Genomic DNA, 22,582 nt, shown 5'->3' on the forward strand with positions numbered 1-22,582 from the left:
TCCTCGTGGTTCGTGTTCACAGCAGATCGAGAATGATCGCGGCGAGTTCGGCGGGCCGGACCATGGGGACGTTGTGGTGCGAGCTGATGTCGGCCAGCCGGCGGCCGGGGGCGGCGTCCACGACGGCACGCACCTCATCGCGCCGAGCGGCGTGGAAGCCGTCGTCGGCCAGCACGATCGTCAGCGGGCAGGCGAGGCGCTCGTACACGCCGGCGCTGGGGAAGACCGGTGCGCCGGGCTCGACGGCACTGACGGTCAGGATCTCCTCGATGGTCGGCCGTCGTGTCCACCGGTGGCCCGAGCGGAGGAAGGAGCGGCGGGTGACCTCTTCGACGAGCCCGGGCCGGGCCCCGGCGTTGAGCCAGTCCTCCGCAGCCTCCCGTACGCATTGTTCGACGTAGGCGTGCATCTGCTCGTCGGTGGCCTGCCAGCCGTAGCGGAACACCGTCCGGAGGTGGTCGATCGTCCGCGCCGACCGCATGGAGGCGTGCGCCGCGAGCGACGTGTCGCGGTCGTCGAGGACCGCACCGTCCACGACGCAGAGCGCGGCCGGTTCGACCAGGCCCGCCGCGGCGGCCGCGGTCACCGCGTACCCACCGGTGGAGTGGCCCACCAGGACGGGACGGTCCCAGGAGAGCGCCGTGACGACGGCGCCCACGTCCCGCCAGTACTGCTCCGCGTCGGTGGAGACGGGACGGCTCCGGCCGTGGCCGCGCAGGTCGACGGCGACCGGATGGCAGGACCCCACCAGGTGGGATGCCACATCCGTCCAGGCGGCGGCGTTGTGTCCGCTGCCGTGGACCAGCAGTACCCCCGCACCGCGGCCGCCGAAGTCGATCCCCGACAGGACCCCGTCCGCGACGGGGAGTTCGATCTCTGTCCCCTTCACCCTCGTACCCTGCCCACGAGAGGACAGCGGTCACAACCGGTTTTCTCCGGTGCGGAGAGCCTTAGGGTTCCACCTCACCCTCCCGGCTTCGCAGGTGACGGGTCGCACCGCTGGCCGCCGGGTCCGGACAGCACCTGGTGATCGCAGGGCAGGGGCCCGGTCGCTGCACCAGACTTGCTCCTGTTTTCCGGCGGAGAAGGGGAAGGGACGGCAGTCCATGACGAACAGCGCGCTTCTGGTGATGGACGTCCAGCGGGACATCGTGGCCCTCGTCGATGACGGGTCCGGGTATCTGCCGCGCCTGCGCGGGGCGATCGACGGGGCCCGGGCCGCGGGTGTCCCCGTGATCCATGTGGTGCTCGGGTTACGGCCGGGCGATCCGGGAGTCGGCCCCCGCAACAAGGCGATGGGCGCCATCGTGCGGGCCGGTCTGTGCACCGAGGGGACCCCTGGCGCCGCGATCCATGACGCCGTCGCGCCCCGGCGGGGTGAGGTCGTGGTCACCAAGAGGCGGGGGAGCGCGTTCTCGGGGAGCGACCTGGACCTGGTGCTCCGGGCACGCGGCATCGACAGCCTCGTGCTCACGGGCATCGCCACCAGCGGTGTCGTGCTGTCCACCCTGTGGCACGCCGCCGACCTGGACTTCGGCCTCACGGTCCTGGCCGATGGATGCCTCGACCGCGACCCCGAGGTGCACCGGATGCTCACGGGGAAGTTGTTCCCGCGGTGCGCGGACGTGGTCACCGTCGAGGAGTGGGTGGGAGCCGTCGCGCCGCTGTAGGAGAGGCCGGCCCGGGGGCCGGGGAACCAGGGGGACCGCGGGAGCCGGAGCCGCGGAGGGCGGCGCGTGCGGCCACGGGGTGCGGCCGGGTCCTCGGGCCCCGCCGCACCCCGTGGTGCGTTTCCCCGCCTCGCGCCGGCCGGGTTTCCCGTCCCGCGCGCGGGCGGTTACTTCACCGCGCCCGCCATCACGCCGTTGACGAACTGGCGCTGGAAGGCGAAGAAGACCGCGAGCGGGATCACCATCGACAGGAAGGCCCCGGAGGCCAGCACGTCGATGTTGTTGCCGAACTGGCGGACCTGCTGCTGGAGTGCCACCGTGATCGGGGGCGCGCCCGGGTCGGCGAAGATCAGCGCCACCAGCATGTCGTTCCACACCCACAGGAACTGGAAGATCCCCAGCGAGGCGATGGCCGGCCCGCCGAGCGGCAGGACCACCCGGGCGAAGAGCCGGATCTCACCCGCGCCGTCCAGCCGTGCCGCCTCCAGGAGTTCCCGGGGGATCTCCGCGAAGAAGTTCCGCAGCAGGAACACCGCGAACGGCAGGCCGAAGGCGACGTGGAAGAGGACCACGCCCACCAGGGTCTGGAAGATCCCCAGGGTGTTGAAGAGGCGGGACACCGGGATCAGCGCCACCTGCACCGGCACCACCAGCAGCCCCACGACCACCATGAACCACCAGTCCCGGCCGGGGAAGTCCAGCCAGGCGAAGGCGTAGCCCGCCAGCGCGCCGATGACGACCACCAGCAGTGTGGAGGGCACCGTGATCGCCACGGTGGTCCACAGCGAGCCCATGACGGTCTCGTTGGTGAGCAGGTTGGCGTAGTTCTCCGCCGTGAGCTGGGCGGGCCGGCTGAAGACGGTCCACCAGCCGGTCTCGGCGATGTCCGTGGGCCCCCGGAACGAGGAGATCAGCAGACCCACCGTGGGCATCAGCCAGAACAGGGCGATCAGGACCAGGACGACCTGGACCACGCCCCCACTGGCGCGCGCCGACAGCCGGGAGATGACCGAGGGACCGCGGGAGTCCCCGGCCTCCGGTCCGGCCGTCTTCGCCACGGGGCCGCCTGCCGCCCCGCCCCGTCCCGCCGTGTCCGTATCCGTCGAGGCGCTCACCGGCGTCGCTCCCTTCGCATACGGCGGATGTTGAAGATCATCACCGGGACCACCAGCAGCAGCAGGATCACGGCGATCGCGCTGCCGACGCCCTGCTCGGTGTCCGTGCCGAAGGAGAGCAGATACAGCTGGAGCGCCAGGACGTTGGCGTCGTTCTGCGTGGCCCCCGGCGCGAGGATGTAGACCAGGTCGAAGACCTTCAACACGTTGATCATCAGGGTGACGGTGACCACCGCGAGCACCGGCGCCAGCAGGGGCACCGTGATCCGGCGGAAGACCTGTCCCTCCGTCGCCCCGTCCACCCGCGCGGCCTCCATCAGCTCACGCGGCACGCTCGCCAGCCCGGCCGCGATGAGGACCATGGCGAACCCGGCCCACATCCAGATGTAGCTGCCGATGATGGCGGGGGTGACGAGGTTCGGGCCCAGCCAGTTGATGCCGTTGTACGGCTGGGCGAAGTTGGCCCCGGGCAGCCGGAGCTGGGCGCCGTCCGCCGCGGCGGGCAGGGAATACGTCCCGTCCTCGCCGGACGTGGTGGTGGCGACCGTTCTCCCGTCCTTCACCGCCTCGACCGTCACCCCGGCGAGCGCCTTCTCGCCGGAGTCGATCTCGCCGGCCTTGCCGCCCCCGCCGGGGGAGAAGTCCAGCCAGACGGTGCCGGTGACCTTCCCCTCCTCGGCGCGGGCCGCCGCGGCGTCCCGCGCGTCCGCGGGCACCTTGGCCGGGGGTATGCCCACCAGCGGCAGCCCGGTGGACTCACCGGCCCGCACGGTCTCCTCCGTGGTGAAGGAGCCGCCCGCGGTCTTCTCCATCCCGGAGTTCGGCCGTGGCCGGGCGCCCGGGTAGGCGGAGGACTCGGTGAAGGTGTCGTGGACGCCCACCCACACGGCGTTGGCCACGCCGCGCTCGGGGTCCTGCTGGTAGACGAGGGTGAAGATGATGCCCGCCGCCAGCATGGAGATCGCCATCGGCATGAAGACGATCATCTTGAAGGCGGTGCCCCAGCGGACCCGTTCGGTCAGCACGGCGTAGATCAGGCCGAGCGCCGTGGAGACGGTGGGGGCGACGATCACCCAGACCAGGTTGTTCTTCAGCGCGGTGAACGTGTCGGGGTCGGAGAAGAGCTCGCCGTAGTTGTCCAGCCCGACGAAGGTGGAGCCGCCCGTGTCGAAGAGGCTGCGCACCACCGAGTACACGATCGGGTAGACCACGAGCGCGGCCAGCAGCACCAGCGCGGGCAGCAGGAAGCAGACCGCCACCCAGCGGCGGGTGCCGGTCACGCTCCGGGGCTTCTTCGTGGATCGCTGCGTGATGGGGGGCGGCGGGGCGCCGGGCTCGGCGGCGCCCCCCGCTGTCGCTGTCGTCATCGGTCGCGGCCCGTCAGTTCTTGTAGGCCTTGGCCGCCGCGGTCTCCAGGTCCTTCATGGCCCCCGCGACGTCGTCGGGGTTCTTCAGGAAGTCCTGGAGCGCCTTCCACTCGCCCTCGCCCTTGGTGCCGCCGAAGGAGGCCGGCGCCTGGTCGGACATGTCGAAGCGGAAGTCGTCCCCGGCGTCGATGAGCGCCTTGGCGATGTCCCGCTGGACGTCGTCCGGGTACGCCTTCAGGTCCAGCTCCTTGTTGGGCGAGATGAAGCCGCCCGCCTCGGCCCAGATCTGCGCCGCGTCCGTCGAGGCGAGGAAGGTGAGCAGGGCCTGGGCGCCCTTGCCCTTCTTCAGCGCGACGGCCACGTCACCGGCGCTGACCACCGGGGCGTCGTCACCGACCGCGGGGAAGGGGAAGACCTTGGCATCCGTGCCGATCTTCGCCTTGGTGTCGGAGGTGATGTTGACGGCGACGAAGTCACCCTCGAAGACCATCGCGGCCTTCGGCGCGTCCCCGCCGGTGAAGGTCTGGATGACGGACTTGGGGAACTCGGTCTGGAGCGCGCCGTTCTGGCCGCCCGCGAGCAGCGTCTTGTCGCCGAACAGCTCCCCGAGCGTCTCCAGCGCCTTCTCCACGGAGGGGTCGGTCCACTTGATCTTGTGCTCGGCGAGCTGGTCGTACTTCTCCGGGCCCGCCTGGGAGAGGTAGATGTTCTCGAACCAGTCGGTGAGGGTCCAGCCGTCGGCGCCGCCGACGGAGACCGGGGCCACGCCGGAGTCGGAGATGAGGCGGGAGGTCTCGATGAACTCGCCCCAGGTGGCGGGCTCCTGGGCGCCCGCGTTCTCGAAGGCCGCGGTATTGTACCAGATCAGGGACTTGTTGGCGGCCTTGAAGTAGACGCCGTACTGCTCGCCGTCGTGCGCCCCGAGGTCCTGCCAGCCCTGCGAGAAGTTCTTCTCCAGCTGCTTCTTCACCTCGGCGCCGGCGGGCTGGAGGCGGCCCTGCTCGGCGAACTGCTTGAGCACGCCGACCTGGGGGAGCATCGCGACGTCCGGCGGCTGGCCGCCCTCGATCTTGGTACCGAGGAAGGTGGATATGGAGTCACCGGTCGGGACGAAGGAGACCTCCGCGCCGGTGCGCTTCTCGAACTCGTCCAGCACCGCCTTGAAGTTCTTCTGCTCGCTGCCCGTCCACACCGCGGCGACCTGGAGCTTCTGGCCGTCCAGCTTGGGCAGGTCGACGGTGACCTCACTCTTCGCGCCGTCATCACCGCCCCCGCCGCCGTCGCTGTCCCCGCCGCCCCCGCAGGCCGCCGTGAGCGCGAGGGCGCCCGCGGCGAGCGCTGCCGTCGCGGCGCGGACGACACCGGCCCGGCGTGTTCTGCGTGCCCCCCGCGGTGTGCCTGACGGGGAGAGAACTGTGCGCATCCTGCCGACCTCCTCCGGGGCCTCCTGGGCCCCCTCTTGCGAACCCCCGTGAGGGGGGCGGCCCGCGTGCGGTCGTCCCGGTCAGGAGCCGGCCGCACAGGGCACACGCCCCTTACGTACTGTGCGACAAGTCCTATGCCGAACAGGTAGCCACCGCAATACCGATACGGCCCCCAATGTGGGGATCGTGACCGGGATGTGACCCGGTCAGAGCGGTGACGGGCACTTGGTCCCACTCCGTCCCGCGCCCCGGGAGCCGCCGCGCCACCGCGCGCCGCGCGGTGACGCGGGGTGACGGAACCGGGGGCCGGGCGGGGCGGCCCGGTGGCGGTGGCCGCCGGAGCCCCGCGAACGGTACCGGGCCGCCGGCCGGCGAACGGGAGCGCTCCGCGCCGGCGGCGCCTGGCGGGGGGCACATACCCGCGAAGTGCGCTGCTATGCGCGCGGGTTGGCGCCGGTCACCCGGGGGCCGGGGCAGGGAACCGCCCGCGGGGCGGCCGTTGCCGTGCGCCGCCGGGCGGTCCGCCCGGCGGGCCGTCGTACGGGCCGCCCCGCACGCCTCTCTCCGCGCCGCCGGACGGGCCGCCCCACGGGCCGGACGGGCCGTCACACGAGCGGAGGCGCCGGCGCGGCCCCCGCCGACTCGGCGGCCCGCTGGAGGGCGCTGGCCAGCAGCGCCAGGTCCGTCGGGCCGTTGCCCAGCTCGCGCACCGGGCGGCGGGCCGGCGGGTCGCCCATCCGCTCCCAGTCGAGCGGCACGACCGTCGGGCGCTGGGTCGCCGTCCGCGGGATGCGCCCGGTGACCCGGCCCGCCTGGAACGGGACGGCCGGGCCGGCCCGCCCGGTCAGCCGCCCCCGGCCGGCTGTCGCGTCCGCCTTCTCCGGCCCGTCCACCACCGGGGGCAGCACCTCCAGGGCGACGCGGACCCCCGCCGCGGCGGCGGTGGCGGTGCCCGCGACACACTCCGGGCGGCCGGTCGAGGCGATCAGGTGCACCCCGAGCCGGGCCCCGTCCCGTGCCACCGCCTCCAGCGCCCGCACCATGGAGCCCGCCGCCGGGCGGCCGGGGCTGCCGAGCGCGGGGGAGAGCAGGGCGTCGAGGTCGTCGACGAGCACCACCAGCCGGGGCAGCGCCTCCGGCCCCGCCGGAGCCCGCGCCCCGGGCGGCTCGGGGGCACCGGCCGCCGAGGGCACGGCGCCGGCCGCGCCCGGCCGGGCGGCCCCGGGGCCACCGGGCGCCCCCGCGGCGGGGACGGGCCGGGAACCGGCTCCGGCCGTGCCCCCGGGGCGGGGGAGCCGCCACTCGCCCGTGCGTTCGGCCGCCCGTTCGCGGCCCCGCTCCGCACCGCGGCGGGCGGTCCGGCCGGCCGGCGCGGGGTGCCGGGCGTGCCAGGCGGTGAACTCCACCCCGCCGAGCAGCCCGTCGCGGCGCTTCAGCTCGGCGGTGAGCGCCTGCGCGAAGGCCCGCATCCGGACCGGGTCGACCCCGGACACATGCGTCGTCACCTGCGGCAGTTCGGTGCAGACCCGCAGCCCCTCGTCACGCGTCTCGGGCCGCTCCGAGCGCAGCCCGCCGCCGTCCACCAGGGCCATCGCCAGCCGGTCGGGCCGGTCGGCCGCCGCGAGGGAGGCCGCCAGCGACCGCAGCAGCTCCGTCTTGCCGGTGCCCGGCCCGCCCTCGACCAGCAGATGCGGGCCGTCCACCGCCACGTCCACGGTGAGCGGGCCGTGCGGTCCCGCGCCGAGCACCGCGTGCAGCCGGCCGCCGGGGGGCGTGCCCGGGTCGGACGCGGCGGCCCAGCGGGCGGTCAGCGACGCGGGGGTGGCACGGGCCAGGCCCAGCTCGTCCAGGAGCCGGGCCGCCCGGGGCAGTGTGACGGCCACCCGCCGCGAGCCGGCCGGGTCCGGGACCGCGGCGCCCGAGGCGGCCGCGGCGGCCGGTTCGGGGTCCGGGAGCCGGAGCGGCGCCAGCGACCGGGCGAACCGCTCCGCCCAGGCCGCGGAGACGGCGTCGGCGACGGCGGCCGTGCCGTTGTCCGGCAGCCCGGCGGGCGGGGGGACCGGCGGCGGGGCCGGGGGACCGGCCGCCGGGTCAGGCAGCGGCCGGGAGAGACCGTGCGTCCGGCCGGGATCGCCGTGCGGGGCCGGAGAACGGCCGGCGTCGGGCGGTGTGGGCGCGCCGCTCCGGGCGGCTGTCCCGCCCCGCGAGCTCCCACCGTCCGACGAGCCCAGGGCGCCCGGGGCCCCCGGGGCGCGCGGGCCGGAAGGCGCGGGGGTGGCGCGCGGGGAGTGCGGGCGGCCGGCCGTGCCGCCGGGGCTGCCATGGCCGCCGGCCGGTGCCGACCCGCCGCGCCGGTCCGCCGGAAGCTGTATCACCCGGAGCGCCGTGGCCACCTCACCGCTGAGCATCGCCACCGCCCCGCACTCCCCGAACGCCGGGGAGACGGCGCACGCCCGCTCGTAGTTGGCGAGCAGCGGCGCCGCGGGCGAGGCGGCCGGGGTCTCCACCGCGCAGAGCAGATGCACCCCGGCGGCCGGACCGGCCACCGCGAGCCGGGTGGTGGCCTCCCGCAGCTCGGCGGAGCCCGGATCGCCGTCCAGCACCACCACGGTGTACGGGCCGGGCCCCTGGTCCGCCGGCGGACCGTACGGGCCCTGCGGCCCGGACCGGGCGGCGGGACCGGCGGTACCGCCCGGCGGCGTCTCGGCCACCTGCCGCGCCAGCTCCGCGATCCGGGCCGCGGCCTGTTCCCCGTCGTAGGCGAGCAGCAGCCGGCAGTCCTGGCCGTGCGCCGGGCGGAGCTGGGGCAGCCAGCCCAGCCAGGCCCACTCGGCCATCCGGTCCCGCAGCCGCCGCGCCGGGTCGGCGCTGATCAGCACGAGTTCCAGGGCGGCCGGCGAGTGCAGCGCCGCGAGCTGCGCCACCACGGAACGCGCCAGCCCGGCCAGCCGCGCCCGCGGCCCGGCCAGCCCCAGCGAACCGGCCTGCCGCAGCCCGACCGTGACGGGGTACGAGGGAACACCCGCGCGATCCGCCGTGCCCAGCCGCACCACCAGCGCGTCGGGGTGGGCCGGGCCGCGCTCCCACAGCCGGGGGCCGGGGCCGAGGGCGGTGAGCAGGATCTCCGCGGGGTCGGGCCAGCGGCGGTGCAGGGCGGCCGCCGCCGTGGACGTGGACCGCGCGGCGCTCGCCGCCCCGCCGGCCGCCGGCCGTTCCGCGCCGGGCCGGCCGCCGGTCAGGCGGCGTGCCCAGGCTCCTATGCCCCGGCCGGGGGCGGGAGGCGCCGGGTCCGGGCGGTCCGGCCGGGCCCGGAGGTCGTCCGGGTGGTCCCGGTGGTCCCGGTGGTCCGGGTGATCGCGGTACCGGTCCACGCGGCCCGGGTGCTCCTGGTGATCCGGACGGCCTTCGGCCACCGGGTGTCCCCCGGCCCCGGCCGCTCCGTACCCCCCGGTCCGCTGACGGGGCAGCCGCGCCCCGCGGCCGGTCTCCCACCCGCCCTCCCGGGGCCCGGCCCCGCCATGTTGCGGGGTTCCATGCCCCGGGGTTCCATGCTCCGGGGCTCCGTGGTCCGGGGTCCGGTGCCCCGGTGCTCCGTGGTCCGTGCCGGTGTGGCGGGCCGCGCCGCTCCCGGGGGAGCCGTGGGGGCCGGCCGCGGGCCCGGCGGCCCCCGAACCCACCGCCCCCGGTGCCGCCGCCTCCGGCCGCGCGGTACCGGCACCCGGAAGGGCGCCTGGTCCCGCCGTTGCGAGCTGTGCCGTCCCCAGTCCCGCGGTGGTGCCTCCCGTGCCCGGCCGTTCGACCCGCAGCCGTCCCTCGCCGTCCGGTGTCACCGGCAGCGCGCCGGGCAGCACCGCCGGAGGGCGCGGCGCGTGCGGCCTCGCGTGGGCCACGGAACCCGCCCCGGCCGGGTGCGCCGCGTCCGGCCCCGGGCCCATCCCCGCCGTAGCGCCCGTCGGCAAGCCTTCCGGCGCGCCGGAGGGACCGGCGGCCGGGGCGGGCTCCAGCCGCAGCGCCGACTCGCCGACCCGCAGCAGGGCGCCCGGCGGCAGCGGCCGGGGGCGCTCGTCCACCGGCGCGCCGTCCAGCGCCGTGCCGTTGGTGGAGCCGAGGTCGGCGACGGTCACCCGGCCGTCGTCCGCGACGGTGACGGCGCAGTGCAGCCGGGACACGTCCGGGTCGTCCAGCGGTACGTCGGCGTCGGCGGAGCGGCCGATCCGGACCTGCCCACCGTGCAGCAGATGGACCCCGCCCGCGTCGGGCCCGGCGACGACGTGCAGCCGGGGCGTCCGCCGCGCCGCCGTCTCCCGGACGTCCTGGGCGACGCCGGGGTGGCTGCCGGGCGCGGCGGGGGCGTTGAGGGAGAGCACCGCGCCGTCCAGCAGCGGGGGTTCGCCGAGGAAGCAGTGGCGGCCGTCGAGCCGTTCGGAGCCCGCGTAGAGCACGGCCGTGCCGGTCTCCCGGACGGCGCCGGACCGGGCGGCGGGCCCGCCGGGGTCCGCGCCGCGCTCGGGCTCGGCGGCGGCCACGGCGGCGGCGAGGCCGCTCGCCACCGTGGCGAGCGCCGTCCCGGCCGGGGCCGTGACGAGGACGTCGCGGGTGCGCGGGGCATGGCCGCTGAGCGGCGAGAGGACGGTGAGACGGATCTGCATCGCCGTCAGGGGTCCCTTCCGCCCGGACGGGGCGGGGGCCCGGTGCGTCCCCCACCCGTGCACGGGCCCTCGGCACGTACAGGTCACCACGGGTGGCGGAGCCCCCGCTCCCCGCTCCTCGCGTGGGTGCATCCTCGCACCCGACGGCCCTCTTCCGCCCGGCGACCGCCGGTTTCCGATCTTGAATGACCGGGCTCGGCCGAAATGCGCCGGAGCGGACGCCGGCGACCCCGGGACGGCGCCCGCCGGGCACCGGGGACGGACGCGGGCAGGCGCCGCGCAGAGCGCCGCGGCCCGTTCCCCGCCCCTTCCCGGCCGCTTCCGGCCCGGGCGGTGGCGCGGACGGCGGCGGACGGCCCGGCCCCGCCCGGGCGGGCAACCGATCCGCGCCCGGCCGCGTCCTCCGTCCCACGGGGCGCGTTCCCCGGCGCGCGCCCGGCCGGTGCCGCCGGGCCGCCCCGGCCCCGGAACCGGGCGGCGGGGTGAACGCTCCCGGGCGGACCGGCCGTACGACGGCCTACAGTGGGGCGATACGGCCCGTGGGGAACCCCTCCACGGCGTGACGGGGCGACCGAGGCTCGGTACCACGACGAGGGAGCGCATGACGTGCGGCCGGTAGGCAGTAAATACCTGCTCGAAGAGGTCCTCGGCCGCGGGGCCACCGGCACCGTGTGGCGGGCCCGCCAGCGGGAGACGGCGGGCGCCGAGGCGGCGGTGCCCGGGCAGCCGGGCGAGACCGTCGCGATCAAGGTGCTCAAGGAGGAGCTGGCCCACGACCCCGATGTGGTCATGCGCTTCCTGCGGGAGCGCTCGGTGCTGCTGCGCCTCACCCATCCCAACATCGTCCGCACCCGCGACCTGGTCGTCGAGGGCGATCTGCTGGCGCTGGTCATGGATCTGATCGACGGTCCGGACCTCCACCGCTACCTGCGGGAGAACGGCCCGTTCAGCCCCGTCGGCACGGCGCTGCTGATGGCGCAGATCGCCGACGCGCTCGCCGCCAGCCACCACGACGGCGTCGTCCACCGGGATCTCAAACCGGCCAACGTGCTGCTCGCCACCGGCCCGGGCGGCGAGATGCACCCGATGCTGACGGACTTCGGCATCGCCCGGCTCGCCGACTCCCCGGGCCAGACCCGCACCCACGAGTTCGTCGGCACCCCCGCGTACGTCGCCCCGGAGTCCGCCGAGGGCCGCCCGCAGACCTCCGCGGTCGACATCTACGGCTGCGGCATCATGCTCTACGAACTGGTCACCGGCCGCCCCCCGTTCGCCGGGGAGACCGCCCTGGAGGTGCTGCACAAGCATCTCAGCGAGGAGCCGCGGCGGCCCACCACCGTCCCCGAGCCGCTGTGGACGGTCATCGAGCACTGCCTGCGGAAGAACCCCGACCAGCGGCCCAGCGCCGTCAACCTCGCGCACGGGCTGCGCACGGTCGCCGCGGGCGTCGGCGTGCACGCCAGCCCGGCGCAGGCCGAGGCCGCCCTCGGTGTCGCCGCGCTGCTCATCCCCGACCCGGCGCCCGCGGCCGTCCCCGGCAGCGGCGGCGGCGGCGGCGGCCACGGGGTGGGCGCCGCCGGCGGGGACGCCGACCCGACGCAGGTACTGCCGACCGGCGCGAGCGCCTACGACCCCAACGCCGCGACGGCCTTCCTGCCGGCCGGCGGCGTGCCCGGCGGCCCCGGGGGGCCGGGCGGGCCGGGTGGGCCCGGTGAGGACGCCACCCGCGCCATGCCTCCCGTCCCGCCCGGCCCGCCCGGCGCCGGGGACGGCGAACACCCCTGGCAGACCCAGCTCCGCGCCGCCCGCGACCGCAACGAGCACACCCAGGTCCAGTACCTCGACCCCGAGGACGACCCGCTCCGCCGCCGCCCGCAGCGCCGCCCCGCGCCCCCGCAGGAGCCCGCCTACGCGCCGCCGCCGCCCCAGCCGGAGCCGCCCCGGCCCCAGCCCCGCCGGCAGCAACAGCAGCGGCGCCGGCAGGAACCGCCGCCCCAGCGGTACGAGCCGCCGCCCACGCCGCGCCGCGAGCCGCGCCCGCCCCGGCAGCGCAGCGCCAACCCGATGCGCATCCCCGGCCTGGGCTGCCTCAAGGGTTGCCTGTTCAGCATCCTGATCCTCGTGGTGGCGGCCTGGCTGATCTGGGAACTCACCCCGTTGCAGAGCTGGGTGGCCGAGGGCAAGAGCCTCTGGCAGGCCACGGTGGACGGCTTCAACCAGGTCACCGACTGGTTCTCCGAACTCGGCCGGACGTTCGAGTAGCGGGAGCAGGCACGGCAGCGGGAGCGGACGCCGGCGCGGTGAACCACACCGGGTGAGGCGTCCGCCGCCCCCGCGGTCCCCCTCCGGGGCGGCGGAGGCGGGCCGGGCGCGGGGGCGCCCCGGGGCCCGCGGCGTCCCGGTGCCTCCGCACCCCGGCATCCCGGTGCCTCGCGCCCCGACGGCTGCTCTCCTCTTCTCTGCCCTCTTCCGCCGTCCCCTCCTCGTCATCCTTTTCCCTCCCCTCCGCACCCGCGTCCGGGTTTCCGTGAAGAAGTGGTGGCCCGACCCGTCCACGGCGCCGGACCCCCCCGGCGGCGGCGTAGCTTGGTCGCCAACGCCGGCCCTCCGCGCGGAGGGCCCGACCCGTCGGAGCAGCTGTGGCACGCAAGATCGGTAGCCGGTACACCGTCCATCAGATCCTCGGGCGGGGGTCCGCCGGCACGGTGTGGCTCGGCGAGGGGCCCGAGGGCCCGGTCGCCGTCAAACTCTTCCGTGAGGACCTCGCCTCGGACGAGGACCTCGTCGAACGCTTCGTCCAGGAGCGCACCGCCCTCCTCGGGCTCGACCACCCCCGGATCGTCGGCGTCCGCGACCTCGTCGTGGACGGCAACGACCTCGCGCTCGTCATGGACCTGGTGCGCGGCACCGATCTCCGCACCCGCCTGGACCGGGAACGCCGGCTGGCGCCCGAGGCGGCGGTGACCGTCGCCGCGGACATCGCGGACGCGCTCGCCGTCGCGCACGCCGCGGGTGTGGTGCACCGGGACGTGAAGCCGGAGAACGTGCTGCTCGACATGGCGGGCCCGGTGGGCCCCGGTGGCGCGCACCCCGCGCTGCTCACCGACTTCGGTGTGGCCCGGCTCGTGGACTCCCCGGCCCGGACCCGCGCGCTCCGGTCCGCCGCCGGGCCGGGCGGTGGCGCCGGGCACACCCCCCGTACCGCGCAGCCCGCCTCCGCCCGCAACGTCATCGGCACCCCGGACTACCTCGCCCCGGAGATCGTGGAGGGGCTGCCGCCCCGTGCCTCCGTGGACATCTACGCGCTGGCCACCGTCCTGTACGAACTGCTGGCCGGTTTCACGCCGTTCGGCGGCGGCCACCCCGGCGCCGTGCTCCGCCGCCATGTGACGGAGACCGTGGCCCCGCTGCCCGGCATCCCCGACGAGCTGTGGCAGCTCCTCGTCCAGTGCCTCGCCAAGTCGCCGGCCTCCCGGCTGCGCGCCGCCGAGCTGGCGGGCCGGCTGCGGGAGCTGCGGCCCGGCCTCGCCGGACTGCCGCCGCTCGACGTGGACGACATCGACGAGGGCGGCGACATCAGCGGGGGTGCCGAAGGGGCCGCGGGGGCCCACGGGGCCGGCGCGGAGGGTGGCGGCGCGTCCGGCGGCGCGCGGGCAGGACGCCCCGATGGCGGTCCCACCGTCCCCGAGCAGCCGCGGCGCGGCGCCGTCCCGCTGGTCTACGGCTCGGCCCCGGACTCGGGGCGCGACACCCACACCAGCATGCGCGTACCCAGCGCCGACGAGCTCGCGGGCGGCGCCCACGGCACGGCGCGCGTGCCGCGCCGGCCGGGCGAGCCCCGGCCGGGCTCCGCGCGCCGCCGGTCCGAGGCGGTCCGCCGCCGCCGGATCCGGCTGGGGATCACGGCGGCGGCGCTGCTGCTCGCCGCCGGGCTGGGCGGCTGGCTGGCCGCCACCGCCGACGGCGCCACCCCCGTCGCGGACCGTACGGGTGGCCCGTCCGTCACCGGGGGCGCCGGGGCCGGTGGGGTCCCGGGAGCGCCCGCGAGTCCGGCGGACGCGCCGGACGGTCCCCGCCGTGGAGAGGCCCCGGCGCCCGAGCGCCCCTGACGCTCCCGCCCGGCCGGGAGCCGCGACCGTCCCGTGGCGTCCGTGCCGTGTCCCCGCGCCGTGTCCCCGCGCCGTGGTGCCGGGTGCCCGGCGCCCCGCCGCGGCCGGAGCCCCCTCGACGGCGGGACCGTCCCCGCCCCGCCTCCCGTGGCCCCGGCGCGCCCCGGCCGCCGGGGCCGGCCGGCCCCGTCCCGCCGGGTCGCCCCACGGGACCCGGGACCCGGGACACGGGACCCGGCAGGCCCCGGCAGCCCTTTGCGCGCCCCGGCGCGCCCGTGACCCCGGCCGGAGGCCCGTGACCCCGGCCCGGAGGCCCGTGACCCCGGCCCGGAGGCCCGGGACCGCACCCGACGCGCGTGGTCCGCCGCCGGGAGCCGTTAGGCTGGGAGGCGTGGCAGTCGTCGATGTATCCGAAGAGCTGAAGTCCCTCTCCTCCACCATGGAGTCGATCGAGGCGGTCCTGGACCTCGACCGGATGAGGGCCGATATCGCCGCGCTGGAGGAGCAGGCGGCGGCCCCCGACCTCTGGGACGACGTCGAGAACGCGCAGAAGGTCACCAGCCGGCTCTCCTACCTCCAGGGCCAGCTCCGCCGTGCCGAGGAGCTCCGAGGCCGCATCGACGACCTCGGCGTCCTCTTCGAACTCGCCGAGGCCGAGGACGACGCGGACACCCGCGAGGAGGCCGAGGGCGAGCTGCGCGCCGTCCGCAAGGCGGTCGACGAGATGGAGGTCCGCACCCTTCTCTCCGGCGAGTACGACGCCCGCGAGGCCCTGGTCAACATCCGGGCCGAGGCCGGTGGCGTGGACGCGGCCGACTTCGCCGAGCAGCTCCAGCGGATGTATCTGCGCTGGGCCGAGCGCCACGGCTACAAGACGGAGATCTACGAGACCTCCTACGCCGAAGAGGCCGGCATCAAGTCCACCACCTTCGCCGTGCAGACCCCGTACGCCTACGGCACGCTCTCCGTCGAGCAGGGCACGCACCGGCTGGTGCGGATCTCGCCCTTCGACAACCAGGGCCGCCGCCAGACGTCCTTCGCGGGCGTCGAGGTGCTGCCGGTGGTCGAGCAGACCGACCACATCGAGATCGACGAGTCCGACCTCCGGGTCGACGTCTACCGCTCCTCCGGCCCCGGCGGCCAGGGCGTCAACACCACCGACTCGGCGGTGCGGCTGACCCACATCCCGACCGGCATCGTCGTCTCCTGCCAGAACGAGCGCTCGCAGATCCAGAACAAGGCCTCCGCGATGAACGTCCTCCAGGCGAAGCTGCTGGAGCGGCGGCGCCAGGAGGAGCAGGCGAAGATGGACGCCCTCAAGGGCGACTCGGCCGGTTCCTGGGGCAACCAGATGCGCTCGTACGTCCTGCACCCTTACCAGATGGTCAAGGACCTGCGCACCGATCACGAGGTGGGCAACCCGCAGGGCGTTCTCGACGGCGACATCGACGGCTTCCTGGAGTCCGGCATCCGCTGGCGCAAGCAGCGGGAGAACTGACCGGGCGGCCGGCGGACCGGCTCGCCCCGGCCTCCGGGCTGCCCCGCGCGCCCGCCGGGGGCGACCGCCGCCGGCCCGTACGCACGCTTCCGCCCGGAGCCCCGGCCGGTGAGGCACCCGGGTGGGGCGCGAGGACCACCGGGGACCGCCGGGCGAGGGTCCGCGAACTGCCGTCCGATGGGCGGCAGTTCCTCGTTGTGTCACAGTCTTCCGCTCCCCGGGGGCCCAACTGGCCTCATACCGGGCATAGCGCTCGCAATGACCTTGACGCCCCCGTGAATCTTGGGAAGGGTACGGTCGGCATGCCCATGCCTGGGGGGCGTTCGGAGAGAGCGGGTGGTCCCCGTATACCCGTGGTCCTTCCTACCCACGATGACCGCCTGCCCATGCGGGGCTGCACCACTGACGAATTCAGCTACTGGGGGTAGCAGCTAGATGACGAAGAAGACGCGGTTGCGCGTGGCGCGCATCACCGCCGGTGCGGTCATAGCGGCCGGCGCCTCCCTGACCGCCGCCGGGGCCGCCCAGGCCGTCGGCGTGGACCTTCAGGTCGCCGGTGTGGGCGTGAAGGCCCAGGCGAACGAAGAGGGGATCGCCGTCGGCGCCAAGGTGGGCGGCGACGAGGACGACGACCCCTGCGAGCCCTTCCCCTCCGAGTGCGACAACGGCGGCGGTGACAACGGCGGCGCCGACGGCGGTGCCGATGGTGGCGCCGATGGTGGCGCCGACGGCGGTGCCGACGGGGGCGCCGACGGCGGCGCTGACGGTGGTGCCGACGGTGGCGCCATCGGTGGTGGAGTCGGCGGCGGCATCGGTGGCGGTGACGGCGGTGCCGATGGTGGTGCCGACGGTGGCGCCATCGGTGGTGGAGTCGGCGGCGGCATCGGTGGCGGTGACGGCGGCGGTGACAACGGCGGCCAGAACGGCGGTGGCAACGGCGGCGGCGACAACGGTGGCGGCAACGGCGGTGGCGACACCGGCGGAACCGGCGGCAACGGCGGCGGCAACGGCGGTGGCGCCAACGGCGGCGGCAACGGCGGCGGGGGTGACACCGGCGGTGGTAACGGCGGTGGCACCGGCGGGGGCAACAACCCCGGCCCCGACGGCAGCGGCAGCATCGAGACCGGTGTCGACTCCGGCACCAACCCCAACAACATCGGCTCGCAGCCGATCGAGCAGGCCGAGGCGAAGGAGGAGCTGGCCGAGACCGGCGCCTCCGAGACCGCGTTCCTGCTGATCGGCGCCGCGACGATGATCGCCGGCGGTATCGGCTTCCGCTTCCTGCCGAACCTGGTCAGCGGTCGCGGCGGCGCCGCGGCCTGAACGGCGTGACGCACCGGCCCCGGTGATCCGCTCCTGAGGGAGAAGATCACCGGGCCCGGCACCCGCCCGCGAGCGGGCACCGAACAGGGCGAGGGCCCGGAACGCAGCCGGCGTTCCGGGCCCTCAGCCGTGCGCGGGGTCGCTGGCCGTGTGGCGCGGCGCCGGGCGGATCGGGGCGGGCCGCCGCCGGGCCGTGGCCGGGGCGGGCTGCCGCCGGGCGGGCGCGTGGCCACTCGACGGCCCGGCGGCGCCGGACCGGGGGCCAGGCGTCCCGGCGTCCCGGTACGGGCCCGCGCGGCCGCTCACCGGCCCGCGCGCCCCGTCCCGCGCCCGGGCCGGACGCCCGGGGCCCTCGCGCACGGGTGCTCCGCGTACCCGGATCCCAGGGCGAGGCGGCGGAGGCGAGGGGCAAGGCGGCGCGTGGACGGCGGGCGGGGCGGCGGGCGGCCGGCCCGCCGGGATGGCGCGGGGCACTCGGCGGGGCCGCAGGGGTGAATCACGGCGGCAGGCCGGGAGCAGCGGGGGCGCCGACGGCGGAGGCGGGCGCGTACCCGGCCGCTCGCGGGCGCCGGCGCGCGCCGTTACGCGGTCTGGTGCGCCAGCAGGCCCACCGCGACCAGTGCCACGAGCAGCGCGAGCAGCGCGGCCGGGGTCAGGCCCGCGAACAGGCCGCGCTGGTGCTGGAGGCGCTCCCGGCTGGCACGGCAGACCGCGCAGCGTGCCTCGGTCACCGGGCCCGCGCAGTTGGCGCACACCAGTCGGTCGCAAGTCATGCGATCTCCTCCTCGCCGGGTCCAACGCCCGGGAGAGCGCTTACGTTCCCTACCACTGTGCCAGCTTCCGCGCGATCCGGCGCGACCGGAGAGCGAATCCCGCCCGCCGCCGCGCCACCTATGCCGGGATTGTTCCCGCCGGCGCCGCGAATCGGCGTTCGCGGACCGGTCCGCGTCTGCACGACTCCTCCGGCTTCGCGTATGGTCACGCTCACCGGGCGGGCGCCGCCACCGGACAGACACGGCGTTCCGCGTCCCCTCTACAGGCCGACCGTGGTGCACCCGTGATCCGATTCGACAACGTATCCAAGTCCTACCCGAAGCAGACGAGGCCCGCGCTGCGCGACGTGTCGCTGGAGGTCGAGAAGGGCGAGTTCGTCTTCCTCGTCGGCTCCTCCGGCTCGGGCAAGTCCACCTTCCTGCGGCTGCTCCTCCGTGAGGAGCGCGCCAGCCAGGGATCGGTGCACGTCCTCGGCAAGGACCTCGCGCGGCTCTCCAACTGGAAGGTGCCGCAGATGCGCCGCCAGCTGGGCACCGTCTTCCAGGACTTCCGGCTCCTCCCCAACAAGACGGTGGGGGAGAACGTGGCCTTCGCCCTGGAAGTCATCGGCAAGCCGCGCGCGCAGATCCGCAAGACCGTCCCCGAGGTGCTCGAACTCGTCGGCCTCGGCGGCAAGGAGGAGCGGCGGCCCGGGGAGCTCTCCGGCGGTGAGCAGCAGCGGGTGGCCATCGCCCGGGCGTTCGTCAACCGGCCGATGCTGCTGATCGCGGACGAGCCCACCGGCAACCTCGACCCGCAGACCTCGGTCGGCATCATGAAGCTGCTCGACCGGATCAACCGGACCGGTACCACCGTGGTGATGGCGACCCACGACCAGCAGATCGTCGACCAGATGCGCAAGCGCGTCATCGAGTTGGAGCGCGGCCGCCTCGTGCGCGACCAGTCGCGCGGTGTCTACGGCTACGCGCACTGAGTGAGACGCGGGGCCCGGGCCACCGGCCGTCGCGCCGGTGGCCCCGTCCCGCCGTCGACACCTCAGTGACACCCCGGTGACTCCACCGCAGCCACGGGCCCACCCGGAAAGGACATCATGCGCGCCCAGTTCGTCCTGTCGGAGATCAGCGTCGGTCTCCGCCGCAACCTCACGATGACCTTCGCGGTCATCGTCTCCGTCGCCCTCTCGCTCGCCCTGTTCGGCGGGTCCCTGCTCATGCGGGACCAGGTCGACACCATGAAGGGCTTCTGGTACGACAAGGTCAACGTCTCGATCTTCCTCTGCAACAAGAACGACGCGCAGAGCGACCCCAACTGCACCAAGGGCGCCGTCACCGCGGACCAGAAGAAGGAGATCGAGGCCGAGCTGGGCCGGATGCCGGTGGTCGACACCGTCCACCACGAGTCCAGCGACGAGGCGTACAAGCACTACAAGGAGCAGTTCGGCGACTCCCCGCTGGCCTCCTCCCTCACCCCGGACCAGATGCAGGAGTCGTTCCGGGTCAAGCTCAAGGACCCGGAGAAGTACCAGGTCATCAAGAGCGCCTTCTCCGCCCGGCCCGGGGTGCAGGCGGTGGAGGACCAACGGGACGTCCTGGACAACCTCTTCAACCTGCTCAACGGCATGAACATCGCCGCGCTCTTCGTGATGGGGCTGATGCTGATCGTGGCGCTGATGCTGATCGTCAACACCGTCCGGGTGTCGGCGTTCAGCCGCCGCCGCGAGACCGGCATCATGCGGCTGGTCGGCGCGTCCAGCTTCTACATCCAGATGCCCTTCATCATGGAGGCCGCGATCGCCGGCCTGATCGGCGCCGTGATGGCCTGCTTCCTGCTGGTGTTCGGGAAGTTCTTCCTCGTCAACAACTGGCTGGCGGAACGCATCGACCTGATCAACTTCATCGGCTGGGACGTCGTGCTGGCCAAGCTGCCGCTGGTGCTCGCCATCGGTCTGCTCATGCCGGCCGTGGCCGCTTTCTTCGCGCTCCGCAAGTACCTCAAGGTGTGATGTACGTCCAAGGAGTGGTCCGGCCAACTCGCCGTACGGCGCCGAGGCGTCGCCTAGACTCACCGCCATGTCCGGCTCGTCGATGTTCGTCCCGCCCCGCCGTACGCGCCGCGGGGTGGCGCTGACATTGGTCCTCGGCACCGTCCTGGCCGCCGGTGGTGTCTCGGGCGCCTTCCGTGACGAGGGCGGGGCGCCCGCCCGCGCGGACGGCGCCGCGGGCCCGGCGTCCGGACCGGCCGCCGAGACCGCCGCCGTCGCGGCCGCCGCCGCCGAGGCGATGGCCGCGGGCAAGTCCGGGGCCGAGGCCGCGGAGGAGGTCGTCAGCCGCAGCGGCGACCGCTGGGCCGCGGTCTACACCGCCGGGGAGTACGAGGGCCTGCGGCAGCGGCTGGACGGCTGGTACGTCGGCGTCGGCATCTGGGTCCGGCGGGACGGCGAGGAGCGGATCGAGGTGGCCCGGGCCGTCCCCGGCAGCCCCGCCGACCACGCCGGGGTCCGCCCCGGGGACCGGCTGCGCACCATCGACGGCGTCCGGGCCGGCGGCCGGCCCGTCACCGAGGTCGTCTCCCGGCTCCGCGGCGACGCGGCGAACGCCCGGGAGGGCTCCGCCGTCGAACTCGGCCTCCAGCGGGACGGCCACCGCTGGACGGAGACGCTGCGCCGCACCCGGCTCGCCGCCGAGTCCGTCACCACCCGCCGCCAGCCGGACGGCACCACGCTGATCGAGGTGGGCTCCTTCACCAAGGGCTCCGGTGAGCAGGTGGCACGCGCGGTGCGCGGGGCCCGCGGCGGCCCGGGCGTCCTGCTGGACCTGCGGGGCAACGGCGGCGGGCTGGTCGGCGAGGCGGTGACCGCCGCCTCCGCGTTCCTCGACGGCGGGCTGGTCGCCACCTATGACATGCGCGGGGAGCAGCGGGCCCTGCACGCCTCGGAGACGGGCGGTCACAGCAGGCTGCCGCTGGTCGTCCTGGTCGACGGCGGCACGATGAGCGCCGCCGAACTGCTGGCCGGCGCGTTGCAGGACCGGGGCCGGGCGGTGGTCGTCGGGACGCGCACCTTCGGCAAGGGCTCCGTGCAGATGCCCGAGGAACTCCCGGACGGCTCGGTGGCCGAGCTGACCGTCGGGCACTACCGCACGCCGTCGGGGCGGTCCGTGGACGGCGAGGGCATCACCCCCGACCTGGTGGTCCGCGAACGGGCGGAGGCCCGGGCCCGCACGGTAATGGCCGGGCTCGCACGCGGCTCCTAGTGCGACAATGACCGCGCTATGGCGAAAACCAAGAAGGCTCAAGCGAAGGCCAAGGAGTCGGGCCGCAAGCTGATCGCGCAGAACAAGAAGGCGCGCCACGACTACACCATCCTGGACACCTACGAGAGCGGCCTGGTGCTGACCGGCACCGAGGTGAAGTCGCTCCGGCAGGGACGCGCGTCCCTCGTGGACGGGTTCGTCCAGCTCGACGGCGGCGAGGCCTGGCTGCACAACGTGCACATCCCCGAGTACGCCCAGGGCACGTGGACCAACCACTCCGCTCGGCGGAAGCGGAAACTGCTGCTCCATCGCTCCGAGATCGACAAGCTCGACCGCGCGGCCCAGGAGACCGGCCACACCGTCGTGCCGCTCCAGCTCTACTTCAAGGAGGGCCGGGCCAAGGTCGAGATCGCCCTGGCCAAGGGCAAGAAGGAGTACGACAAGCGGCAGACCCTGCGGGAGAAGCAGGACCGGCGCGAGGCGGAACGGGTCATCTCGGCCGTCCGCCGCCGCGCCCGGTCCTGAGTGCCCGGTCGCGGGGGTGAGCGGTCGGGCGGGCCCGTGGCCCGGAGCGGGCGGCCGGCACGGGGGATCCCTCCGCGTGACGGTGGGCGACAAAGCGTGGCCGGCGGTGGGCCGCTGCATCGGGCCGCCGCGTCGGGCGTCGGCCGGAGCCGGGGTGCCGCCGGAGCCGGTGGGGGAGGGCTGGTGCGTGGCCGGTGGTGCGGGGCCGGGCCAGGGCACGCGGGGTGAGGTGACGCGCGTCACCTGGTGCGGAGCCCCGGGAATGACCTGGCCGCCGGGGCGGTTGTCGATTACGATGGATCACGGCGCCACCGGGTGCCCACCGATCGGCGAGGGCCGGCCGGAGCACCGGGTGAGCTTGTCAAATCAACATGGGGATGATCGGTTTCGACAGCGGATGTCGAGGCAGGGGAAGCGAGCCGAGGAAGCGGCAATGATCTCGTAAACCACATGTCGCAAAAAAATAATCGCCGATACCAAGCGCGATTCCTTCGCCCTCGCTGCCTGATCTAACAGACAGCGACTCTGCGGAGTGTCAGCCCGGGCTCGATCCCGTCCCGGAACCTGGCATCAGCTAGGGATCTAAACCACCGGCCCCGGCCACGGGGGTCGGTGGGAAATCAAACAGTGGCTGAGCCCGTCGGAGACTTGTTCGCGTGATCTCCGGGGCCGAGAAAATCGCAGCGAACTGCGCTCGGAGAAGCCCTGTTTCCGCACCGTTGGACGCGGGTTCGATTCCCGCCATCTCCACCGGCGCGATCCCGCCCCCTCCCCTCGGCGACGAGGGGGGAGGCGTGTCCGCGCGGTTCAGCCCCATGGAAGCGGCGCCCCCGGTCACGGAGGCGCCGCTTCGCCGTTCCCGGCCCCGGAGCCGTTC

General features: G+C 75.2%; 15 protein-coding genes and 1 other RNA gene. 10 read left to right on the top strand and 6 right to left on the bottom strand.

Translation table 11 applies throughout. The features are described from left to right. Window positions 1-16: 16 nt before the first annotated feature. The gene (locus HCK00_RS14800) at window positions 17-889 is read right to left on the bottom strand and encodes an alpha/beta hydrolase (RefSeq protein ID WP_168102403.1); all 873 of its coding nucleotides are present in this window, start codon (window positions 887-889) and stop codon (window positions 17-19) included. 217 nt (window positions 890-1,106) lie between these two features. On the opposite strand from HCK00_RS14800, the gene HCK00_RS14805 reads away from it, so the two are divergent. Beyond that, the gene (locus tag HCK00_RS14805; RefSeq protein WP_168102404.1) at window positions 1,107-1,670 is read left to right on the top strand and encodes a cysteine hydrolase family protein; all 564 of its coding nucleotides are present in this window, start codon (window positions 1,107-1,109) and stop codon (window positions 1,668-1,670) included. A gap of 167 nt (window positions 1,671-1,837) precedes the next feature. On the opposite strand, the gene HCK00_RS14810 is transcribed toward HCK00_RS14805, so the two are convergent. The 4 genes from HCK00_RS14810 to HCK00_RS14825 all read right to left on the bottom strand — a co-directional run bounded on the left by HCK00_RS14810 (window position 1,838) and on the right by HCK00_RS14825 (window position 10,225). After that, entirely contained in the window at window positions 1,838-2,728 is an 891-nt protein-coding gene (locus tag HCK00_RS14810) for a carbohydrate ABC transporter permease (RefSeq protein ID WP_311765342.1), read from the bottom strand. A gap of 53 nt (window positions 2,729-2,781) precedes the next feature. After that, window positions 2,782-4,152, bottom strand: coding sequence for a carbohydrate ABC transporter permease (locus HCK00_RS14815; RefSeq protein ID WP_168102406.1), 1,371 nt, complete (start codon window positions 4,150-4,152; stop codon window positions 2,782-2,784). A 13-nt stretch (window positions 4,153-4,165) separates the two neighbouring features. After that, window positions 4,166-5,575 (bottom strand): ABC transporter substrate-binding protein, encoded by a 1,410-nt coding sequence (locus tag HCK00_RS14820; RefSeq protein WP_168102407.1) that lies wholly within the window; start codon window positions 5,573-5,575, stop codon window positions 4,166-4,168. A 606-nt stretch (window positions 5,576-6,181) separates the two neighbouring features. Continuing rightward, window positions 6,182-10,225, bottom strand: a complete 4,044-nt coding sequence (locus HCK00_RS14825) for an FHA domain-containing protein (RefSeq protein WP_168102408.1) — start codon at window positions 10,223-10,225, stop codon at window positions 6,182-6,184. 606 nt (window positions 10,226-10,831) lie between these two features. Between HCK00_RS14825 and HCK00_RS14830 the strand changes: the two genes are divergently transcribed. The 4 genes from HCK00_RS14830 (at window position 10,832) to HCK00_RS14845 (ending at window position 17,155) form a co-directional block, all read left to right on the top strand. After that, window positions 10,832-12,487: a serine/threonine-protein kinase gene (locus tag HCK00_RS14830; RefSeq protein WP_168102409.1), complete on the top strand. Its 1,656-nt coding sequence runs from the start codon at window positions 10,832-10,834 to the stop codon at window positions 12,485-12,487. 377 nt (window positions 12,488-12,864) lie between these two features. Further along, on the top strand, window positions 12,865-14,334 hold the full coding sequence (locus tag HCK00_RS14835) for a serine/threonine-protein kinase (RefSeq protein WP_168102410.1): 1,470 nt from the start codon (window positions 12,865-12,867) through the stop codon (window positions 14,332-14,334). Between the two features lie 391 nt (window positions 14,335-14,725). Further along, window positions 14,726-15,832, top strand: coding sequence for a peptide chain release factor 2 (prfB, locus tag HCK00_RS14840; protein WP_168102411.1), 1,107 nt, complete (start codon window positions 14,726-14,728; stop codon window positions 15,830-15,832). Window positions 15,833-16,267: 435 nt separating this feature from the next. Further along, on the top strand, window positions 16,268-17,155 hold the full coding sequence (locus HCK00_RS14845) for a hypothetical protein (RefSeq protein WP_168102412.1): 888 nt from the start codon (window positions 16,268-16,270) through the stop codon (window positions 17,153-17,155). A gap of 581 nt (window positions 17,156-17,736) precedes the next feature. Here HCK00_RS14845 and HCK00_RS14850 read toward each other — a convergent pair. Then, complete coding sequence (locus HCK00_RS14850) at window positions 17,737-17,928, bottom strand: hypothetical protein (RefSeq protein WP_168102413.1); 192 nt, start codon at window positions 17,926-17,928, stop codon at window positions 17,737-17,739. A 284-nt stretch (window positions 17,929-18,212) separates the two neighbouring features. Here HCK00_RS14850 and ftsE point away from each other — a divergent pair, with 284 nt between their 5' ends. The 5 genes from ftsE to ssrA all read left to right on the top strand — a co-directional run bounded on the left by ftsE (window position 18,213) and on the right by ssrA (window position 22,458). Continuing rightward, the gene (gene ftsE / locus HCK00_RS14855; protein WP_168102414.1) at window positions 18,213-18,902 is read left to right on the top strand and encodes a cell division ATP-binding protein FtsE; all 690 of its coding nucleotides are present in this window, start codon (window positions 18,213-18,215) and stop codon (window positions 18,900-18,902) included. Window positions 18,903-19,019: 117 nt separating this feature from the next. After that, complete coding sequence (gene ftsX / locus HCK00_RS14860; protein WP_168102415.1) at window positions 19,020-19,931, top strand: permease-like cell division protein FtsX; 912 nt, start codon at window positions 19,020-19,022, stop codon at window positions 19,929-19,931. A gap of 67 nt (window positions 19,932-19,998) precedes the next feature. Beyond that, window positions 19,999-21,180, top strand: coding sequence for a S41 family peptidase (locus HCK00_RS14865; protein WP_168102416.1), 1,182 nt, complete (start codon window positions 19,999-20,001; stop codon window positions 21,178-21,180). A gap of 18 nt (window positions 21,181-21,198) precedes the next feature. After that, window positions 21,199-21,705 carry an SsrA-binding protein SmpB gene (smpB, locus tag HCK00_RS14870; RefSeq protein WP_168102417.1) on the top strand — a complete coding sequence of 169 codons (507 nt, stop codon included), beginning with the start codon at window positions 21,199-21,201 and terminating at the stop codon, window positions 21,703-21,705. A 373-nt stretch (window positions 21,706-22,078) separates the two neighbouring features. Continuing rightward, window positions 22,079-22,458, top strand: a transfer-messenger RNA (tmRNA) gene (gene ssrA / locus HCK00_RS14875). The last annotated feature ends 124 nt before the right edge of the window (window positions 22,459-22,582 follow it).

The sequence above is a fragment of the Streptomyces zingiberis genome (genome assembly GCF_012034935.1).
GTDB lineage: Bacteria > Actinomycetota > Actinomycetes > Streptomycetales > Streptomycetaceae > Streptomyces > Streptomyces zingiberis.